We start from the raw sequence: 8,836 nt of genomic DNA on the forward strand, positions 1-8,836 counted from the left end.
GGGAGATAGAAAAGGTCATTAATACGGGCCGGGATGTGACCAAGTTGATCCAATTGCAAGAGGATTTGCGAAAGGCAGAGACTCTTAAAGACAGTTACTTCAACAGGTTGACTGAATTGGAATCACTGGTTGGAAGTAATCAGATCGTGTATTCCAGCGATCAGATGCGGAGAATTGTTTCCCTGGCTGTCAAAGTAGCCATTTCCGATTCGCCCGTCTTCATCCTGGGCGAGTCGGGTGTAGGTAAAGAACTCATCGCCGATTTAATTCACAAATCAAGCTCCCGCAACAAAGACCCGTTTATCGGGATCAATTGTTCTGCCATTCCTTTGGATCTACTCGAGGCAGAACTTTTTGGGTATGAGGAGGGCGCCTTTACAGGGGCAAAAAAAGGAGGGAAAAAGGGACTCTTCGAAGAGGCCAAAGGCGGAACCATTTTCCTTGATGAAATCACCGAATTGCCTTTTCCGATGCAAAGCAAGCTCCTGCGGGTATTACAGGAACGAGAATTCATGCCTGTCGGCGGCACAAAGGTTGTTTTGCTCCAGGCCCGGATCATCTCGGCGTCCAACATGAATCAGAAACAATTGTCCGATTCCACAAAGTTTCGGCGCGATCTTTTCTATCGACTCAACGTTATTCCCATTTTTATTCCCCCTTTGCGGGAAAGACGGGAAGATATCCTACCCCTCGTGCGCTTTTTCCTTAAAAACATGAATCTTAAGTACAATACGAACATCAAAATCTCTCTGAGTCTGATGGCCAGGTTGCAAAACTATCACTGGCCGGGAAACGTGCGGGAATTGAAAAACATTGTGGAGCAATTGGTCGTCATGGCTGACAAGGATGAAGTTGATGTTCAAGACTACCTGTCTTTGAGTAGGTTTGAAGAGGAGGATGGCACCCTTAAGGATGGGGACATTTCGGTTTCAGGCGTCATGCCGCTGAAAACCGCCTTTGAAAAGTTGGAAGAAATCTTAGTCAAAAAGGCGTTTAGGGAATCGGGAACCATCACCAAAACAGCCCAGATTTTAGAAATCAACCCCTGCACCATCTACAGAAAGATTAGAAAGGGTTCGATCCACCTCGAATGAACATCGGCATTCTCCACATTGATAGAGAGCGTTTAGAGATGGGATTATCCGGATATTTTCCCATCATTTTTAAGTGTTGCAGAAAGCAATATCAGACATGCTATCTGCAATATTCTTTTGGCCCTGTATAGGGTAAAAAAATTAAAAGGTAAATATATTAGATAAATATACTGTGGCACAGGCTTTGCAGTTTCTATTAGGATATAGAAGCAAGAGGAATTACCGGGTTAACGGAAGACTTTCCCCTGGTCTTTGATTGCTGACACAAATCCACAGGGGAGTTTATTTTCGTCGATGAATTGCCCACATTCGCCACTGGCGAAATATTGAAGCGGGGGCCCAGGCAGGCCTTCATAGCCCGATAAAAAGAGAAGAAATAGAAGCCACGGCTTCAATCGATGGATCATTCAAAGGAGAAGATATGCAGGTTAAGGACAGTGTCTCTATTGTGACCGGCGGTGCTTCCGGGTTGGGAAGGTCCACTGCCCAGGCTTTGGTGGAGAGAGGAGCCAAAGTGGCGCTCCTCGATCAGAATCCAGAACTCGGTGAAAAGACTGCAAATGATCTCGGTGGCGGAACAATTTTCGTTCCGGTCAACGTGACCGACCACGCAGCGGTAGATCGTGCCGTTGAAAGTGTCCTGTCGGCGTTTGGTGCGATTCATGTAGTGGCCAATTGTGCAGGGATCGGCAGTTCCGTGAGAATCTTAGGTAAGGATGGTCTTGTATCTCCGGAGTGGTTCACCAATATCGTCAATGTCAATCTGGTGGGCACCTTCAATGTGATCCGTTCGACGATCTCAACCCTGGCAAACAATTCGCCCAATGCAAAAGGCGAAAGGGGAGTGTATATCAACACCGCTTCCATTGCCGCTTTTGACGGACAGATCGGCCAGGCGGCCTATTCAGCCTCCAAGGGAGGCATTGTCTCCATGACCCTGACGCTCGCCAGGGAGTTTGCCAACGAAGGGATTCGCGTCATGACGATCCTCCCGGGCATCTTTGAGACCCCCCTGCTGGGGAGGCTCGGTCCGGAGGCCAAAGAGGGATTGACCAAACAGGTGCCTTTCCCTCCACGGCTTGGCCGGTCCGATGAGTATGCCGCTTTGGCCCTGCACATCATTGAGAATTCATACTTGAATGGAGAATCCATCAGACTCGACGGGGCCTTACGTATGGGATTTGGGCGAAAGTGATTGTCTGAAATAAACAGGCAAAGCATCCATATTTTCAATTAATAGACTATCGGTAATAGGTCCGATATACTTGTGAAACGGAGGAACTCATGCAAGAATGTTATTTGATTGATGCGGTTCGGACCGCACGGGGGCGTCTCAGTCGTCCCCAAAAAGGGTTTTTCGGAGAATTTGCCAATATTCACCCGACTACCTTGAGCGCAACGCTGGCAAACGCGATCATAGAAAGAAACCCAAATCTTCCGCCCGAGAAGATAGAAGATCTAATCTATTCCACTACCATCGCAGTCAAGGAGCAGGGGGCCAACATCGCCAGGTGGATCGTGCTGGCCTCAAAATTACCCCATACCGTATCTGGCATTCACCTGAACCGCTATTGTTCCGGCGCCCTTCAGGCCAATGCCTTTGCGAACGCGTCCATTAAAGTGGGGGATTACGATGTGGCCCTGGCCGGCGGCGGAGAGCACATGAACAGGGTGCCCATGGGTTCGGACAGAGATGATCCGGATCGGTCGCCTATTACACCGGAAGTCCTCAGAAAGCATAACATCGTCCCCCAGGGGGTGTCTGCAGAAATCATCGCTGTCAAATACGGCATCGGTCAGGATGAGATCAACGCTTTCTCTGTCAGGAGTCAGCAAAAAGCCCAGGCTGCGACCGAAGCGGGAAAATTCAAAAACGAAATAATCCCCGTCACCTACATCGATCAGGATGGCAGGGAGCAGGTATTGGACAGGGACTCCAACATCAAGCCCCAAACGACCGTCGATAAAATTAACAGTCTTCCCCGCCCGTTCAAGGAAAATGGTGTGATTCATGCTGCCGCTGCTTCAGGGATCTGCGATGGCGCCTCCATGGCTTTGTGGGTATCGGAGGATATCGCCAGGGAACACGGTCTAAAACCCAGAGCCCGTATTCTTTCCAATGCCAACTGCGGGGTGGATCCTGAAGAAATGCTGGATGGCGTCATTCCGGGAACCCGTCTGGCCCTCAAAAGGGCCGGACTAACCCTGGATCGGATCGACCGTTTTGAAATCAACGAAGCCTTTGCCAGTGTTCCTCTGGCCTGGATGAAAACGCTCGATATCCCGGAGGAAAAGGTGAATGTCAACGGCGGCGCCATTGCCATGGGGCATCCACTTGGAGCCACCGGAGGAATCCTGCTGGCCACCATGATCCATGAACTGGAGCGGGAAAATCTGCGTTACGGTTTAATCACCCTTTGTGCGGCCCAAGGGATGTCCGGCACCATGATTATTGAAAGACTTCCCTGAAAATTTTACTTGAACGGGGATGCCGGCCAACTCGACGGAGCTTTACGCCTGGATTTCTGGTGCCAGACTACCGTAAACCCAGTTTTTTCATCCGATTATAGAAACTCGATCGTTTCATGCCCAGTATGGTCGCTGCCCCCCCGGGGCCGCTCATCCGGCCTTCGGTTTTTTCGAGGACCTGCTGGATGTAGCGGCGTTGAAGCTCGTCAAGGGTCGGGCTGTCGTCTGTTAAGTCCATAGACCGGGGCTTTCCCATAACCGGAAGATCCAATTCCAGGTCCCGGCCGGTGGATAAAATAACCGCCCGCTCGATGACGTTTTTCAACTCCCGCACATTCCCCGGCCAATGATAATTCAATAGAGCCGCTTCCTGTTCCGGACTTAGCGTGTAGACGTGATAACCGTATTTGGCGGCATAGCGATTCAGGAAATGCCGGGACAGCAGGAGGATGTCCTCGGAACGTTCCCTTAAGGGCGGCAGGATAAGGGGAAGAACGTTGAGACGATAATAAAGGTCCTCCCGAAACCGTCCGGCGGCGACTTCCGTCGCTAGGTCCCGATTGGTCGCGGCAATCAGTCTGAAATCACAAGCCAGGGTCCGGGTTCCGCCGACCCGGACCAGTGTCCGTTCCTGCAAGGCCCGCAGAAGTTTAACCTGAATACCTTTGGGGATCTCCCCTACTTCGTCGATGAAAAGGGTCCCTTTATGGGCCAGTTCCAGTCGCCCTTTTTTCTGGCGGTCGGCACCGGTAAAGGCCCCCTTTTCATGGCCGAAAAGCTCGCTTTCCACCAGGTTTTCAGAAATGGTGGTCATATCCACCACCACCAGGGGACCTTCGTGAAAACGGCTCTTTTTGTACAGCCTTTGGGCCATCAGTTCCTTGCCCACGCCGGTTTCCCCGAGGATCAGGACCGTCCCATTCGAATCGGCCATCCGGTCGGCCTTAACCAGGATCTTATTCATCACCGGGCTTTGGGTGACGATTTCCGAACCATCGGAAGACTCCAGGTGGATCAGGTTTTCCGAACCAGTGAAAGCGGTTTCTTCCAATTTCCGGCTGTACCCCCAGACCCGGGCGATGTAACTGTTCAATCGGTTGGCCATCTGTCTCAACTGGCCGGTATCAAAAATGTCGAAGCAGTCGTTCACATAAGAGTTGTCGTGATAGACCACCCCCTGTGGCTTGCCGTCTATTTCAAAGGGCAGGCACAAAATGGCCTTGATCTCATTCGGGCCGGCATCTTTCTTCCGGACCATCAGGGGCTTGTTTTCCCGGAAGGCCTGAAAGATATAGGAAAGATTGGATTGAAACCCCTCGGAAAAAACCTCTTGTTTGGTGAGGTTGCAGGCGGCCCGGAGGATCGGCTCCCGGCCCCTGTTTCTTTGCCTGAACCAGAACAGGCCGCCCCGTTCCGCCCCGAGAAATTTGTTGATGGCGGCCACAGATTGGACCAGGAGTTGGTTAAGGTCAGCGGTGGGCAGCAACTCTTCGACGATTTCCATGAAACGGTTCAGGAATAGATCGCCTGAAGTCATCGGCAGCAAAGAACAGGTATGGCCGGCCAGAAGATGTCTCAAGTCATCGGGGTAAAAGACCTCCCCGTAGCCGGAAAAATTCTCCCAGGCCTGCTGGGCCATGGCCCGGGCCTCTTCCTGATGATTTTGTCTGAGCCTGAGTCGGGCCATTTCCAGATTGGTCTTCCCCAACTGAATCGGGTCTCCGCAACGGTTCAAATACTCTTCACTGGCCTTAAGATCCTCCTCCATGTCCTCATAGTCGCCGGCCCTGGACATGGCCTCCATAGCTTTGAGACGCAATACCACCCCTTTTAAATGAAGGTTCGGCTCGTTCATGACCCTGATGAACTCCTGCTGAAAAGTAAATTCGGGCAAGGACTCCAACCCCAGCCGCTGGAATTCATAGACCGTTTCCAAGATCAGGGGGGTGGCGTACTGCCTGATAAGCCCGGCCTTAAAGGCTACGGCCAGGCTCTGACCGAGAAGGTCGCGGGCCTTTTCCGGCCGTCCCTCGTATAAATTCACGGTGGCCAGGGCGGCCAGGGAAAAATAATGAGCCAGGGCATTGCCCGTGTTATTGGCCTCCTGTAAAGCAATATTCAGGTGAAAGGAAGCCTCCCGCAATTTTTTTATAATCAATAAAATAATACCTAAAACGCTTCTCAAGGTAGTGGCCAGGTTCTGGTCGGACTTCTCCTTGGCAATCCGGCGGTAATAATCCAACCGGCCCAGGGCCCTGGGGAATTGGCCGAGGTAGGCTTCGCAGTAACACAGCCACATGGCCGCCGAGGGGTTGATAAGCCGTTTTCCGGTTTCGGCCTCATAGCTGGCTGCGGCCCGGCTGAAATGCTCTCTGGCCTCTTTGAACAGACCCTGCATATGAAAATAGAGACCTAAAAACTCGCCGGCCTGGATCAGGATATCCTCATCGCCCAATTCTTCAACTAGGGCCTTGCCCTCGGAAAAAGACTTGATGGCCTCCAGACGGCGTTCCCCGAAATAATTAATACGGCCTAAATGAAGCTTGATCAGGGCCTGAGAGCGTCGGTCCCCCTGCCGTTCAGCCCCGGCCAGAGCGGCTTGCAGATAAGGGAATAATTCACCGAAGCTTTGCCCCTGGATGAAACAAAGGGTCGAAAGTTCCAGGGCCGTGGAAATAAACAGGGCGTCACATTCCGGATATCCGAGATAGGCGGAGAGCCTGCCCAGGACTTGAAAGAGGATATTGCGGGCCGACTCCCTGTCCGAGGCCCCCAGGGCACTATGGACCAGGTTTCTTTCCAGTCGGGCGGCCTCTTCCTGTTGCCGGCTGATCATTTTTGAAGTCATACCATCTCATCCTTTGCGCGAAAATAGAATTTAATCTATTGTCCATAGCCTATAGCCTTTTTTTGTTTCATGATCAAGAATTTTGTCCGCATACGGGCGCATGAATGCCCTCATAAGGGCACAACAAAGCTATTCTATAGAAATATTTAATTATTTAAATAAATTAAAATATAAATTTTCCGGGCATGGGTTTTGCTTAATAAGGGATTAAACAAATTTCAGAAAATTTTTATCAGGAGAAAACTTAAAGTGAAAAATATCTATATCATCGGAACAGACACACTCCGATATGGTAATTATTTGAACACCTCGCATATCGATCTGACCATGCAGACCGTTGAGGCCTGCCTGGCGGATGCCCAGTTATTCAAAGAGGCCATTGAATCGGTCCACTTCGGTAATGGTCTCTGGGGCTACAGCCATGGACAACATGGCATTCGCGGGCACCTGGCCATGAGGGGTATCGGAATCGATTCCGTTCCGGTAACCAATCACGAGGCGGCCTGTGCCACCGGCATTCTGGCCTTGCACAGTGCCTACAAAGACATCCTGACCGGACTGTTTGAATGTTCATTAGCCGTGGGAGTGGAAAAGGTCGTTTTGGAAGACCGGAAAAAATCCCTGGCCAGCTTCGGGGTCTATATCGACACGACCCATGAAAAAGAATTTTTTAAAGAATGGGACCATTGGATGGCCAATCATGTAGACCTGGAGATCCCTGAGATACCCCATAAGGAACGAAGCCCTTTTATGGATTTATACGCCTACTTTGCCAGATGGCACATGGCCCGTTACGGAACCACCCGGGAGCATTTGGCCATAGCCGCCTCCAAAAATCACTGGCACAGTACCATGAATGCCAAGGCCCAATTTCAGTTTGAATTCAGTCCGGAAAAAGTTCTGAATGATATACCGGTAGCCTGGCCCCTGACCCGGGCCATGTGTGCGCCCATTGGGGACGGTGCCTCCTCGGCCCTGGTCTGCTCGGAGGATTTTTTAGAAAGACTGCCCTATGACGTTCGGAAAAGGGCGGTAGCCATCAAGGCCAGTGTCTATGTGAGCGGAGACGATGACGACCTGGACAGCCGGCCGAATACCTGTCAGAAGGCTGCAGAAAAGGCATATAAAATGGCCGGGGTTAGCCCTAAAGATATCAACCTGGCCGAAGTGCACGATGCCACCATTGTGGGGGAAATCATGCAGATTGAAAATATGGGCTTATGCCCTGTCGGTGAAGGGGGGCCGTTTACGGCTTCAGGGGCTACCCGGCTGGGCGGGAAAATTCCGGTGAACACCTCTGGGGGCCTGGTATCCCGCGGCCATCCGGTGTCCGCCTCCGGTCTGGGGATGATTCACGAATTGGTCACCCAGCTCAGGGGAGAGGCCGGTCGACGTCAGGTTGATAAAGCCAGGCTGGCCCTGTGTGAAAACGGAGGCGGCATTCTCCGTTTCAAAGAAGCGGCCATCGGCTTGCATATTCTGGAAGGACCGGGAAGATTCGTTTGAGGAGCACTATGAATTCAAAAACTTCAAATATCTTTGGTTATAATTTAATTATACTAAAAACCATAAAGGAGGTAACGGCGATGTCAGGTAGAAAAATGATGGGTGTAACTGTGGTTCTGGCTTTAATCTTTTTATTCGGGTTGGGATTTCAGGCTTTCGCAACGGAAATCAGGATTGGGGTGGCCATGGGCTTAAGCGGCCCGCCGGCCATCGTGGATTTCGCGGAAGCAGCCATGCAGGGGATCAAAATGGCCGTCAAAGAATACAACACCAACGGAGGCTGCAAGGGCCAACCGGTCAAGCTTCTGGTCTACGACGACGAGTCCAACCCCAAAAGGGCGGTGGAGATCGCCACCCGGCTCATCACCCATGACAAGGTAGTGGCCATGATGGGTACGGTGAATTCCGGGAATGTGCTGGCCTTCATGCACCTGAACCAGCAGCATCGTATCCCCCTGATGGCCGGACCGTCCATCGCCAGCCCGATCACCGACCGCTATCAGAAAGAAGCCAAGAACTATATCTTCCGGGGTTCCATGAGGGAGGAATACCAGATCAATGCCATCCTGGATTACGCCGTTAAAAAAAGCAAGAAGATCGCCTTGATCCATTCCACCACTGGTTATGGGATGTTTGCCAGGGAAGAACTGGTCAAAGGCATGAAGGCCCGGGGAAGAGAATTTCTGGCTATTGAAGCCCTTACCGTGGGGGGCGGGGACAGCACTTCACCCATGTTAAAAATAAAAAATGCCGGCTCGGAGGTCGTCCTGGTCTTTGCCGAAGACACGGATATCATCGGCAAGGTCCGCAGTAAGCTGAATTATCATCCCCTGATTATCGGCAACTGGGGCCTGAGCGGCTACAAGACCTTTAATCTGGTGGGCAAACCCTTAATATGCCGAATTCCCCGAAAAGAACC

General features: G+C 51.5%; 6 protein-coding genes. 5 read left to right on the top strand and 1 reads right to left on the bottom strand.

Annotated elements, in window-relative coordinates; all coding sequences use genetic code 11:
• The 3 genes from HY879_14240 to HY879_14250 form a co-directional block, all read left to right on the top strand.
• On the top strand, positions 1 to 1,094 hold a 1,094-nt coding region (locus HY879_14240; protein ID MBI5604502.1), incomplete at its 5' end, for a sigma 54-interacting transcriptional regulator.
• 421 nt (positions 1,095 to 1,515) lie between these two features.
• Positions 1,516 to 2,289, top strand: a complete 774-nt coding sequence (locus HY879_14245) for an SDR family NAD(P)-dependent oxidoreductase (protein ID MBI5604503.1) — start codon at positions 1,516 to 1,518, stop codon at positions 2,287 to 2,289.
• Positions 2,290 to 2,378: 89 nt separating this feature from the next.
• Complete coding sequence (locus tag HY879_14250) at positions 2,379 to 3,563, top strand: thiolase family protein (protein ID MBI5604504.1); 1,185 nt, start codon at positions 2,379 to 2,381, stop codon at positions 3,561 to 3,563.
• A gap of 67 nt (positions 3,564 to 3,630) precedes the next feature.
• On the opposite strand, the gene HY879_14255 is transcribed toward HY879_14250, so the two are convergent.
• The gene (locus HY879_14255; protein ID MBI5604505.1) at positions 3,631 to 6,411 is read right to left on the bottom strand and encodes a sigma-54-dependent Fis family transcriptional regulator; all 2,781 of its coding nucleotides are present in this window, start codon (positions 6,409 to 6,411) and stop codon (positions 3,631 to 3,633) included.
• Between the two features lie 249 nt (positions 6,412 to 6,660).
• Between HY879_14255 and HY879_14260 the strand changes: the two genes are divergently transcribed.
• Together HY879_14260 and HY879_14265 are read left to right on the top strand one after the other, a co-directional pair.
• Entirely contained in the window at positions 6,661 to 7,917 is a 1,257-nt protein-coding gene (locus tag HY879_14260) for a thiolase family protein (protein MBI5604506.1), read from the top strand.
• 80 nt (positions 7,918 to 7,997) lie between these two features.
• Positions 7,998 to 8,836 (top strand): ABC transporter substrate-binding protein (locus HY879_14265; GenBank protein ID MBI5604507.1); only part of this gene is annotated, 839 nt, incomplete at its 3' end.

The organism is Deltaproteobacteria bacterium (assembly GCA_016219225.1).
GTDB lineage: Bacteria > Desulfobacterota > RBG-13-43-22 > RBG-13-43-22 > RBG-13-43-22 > RBG-13-43-22.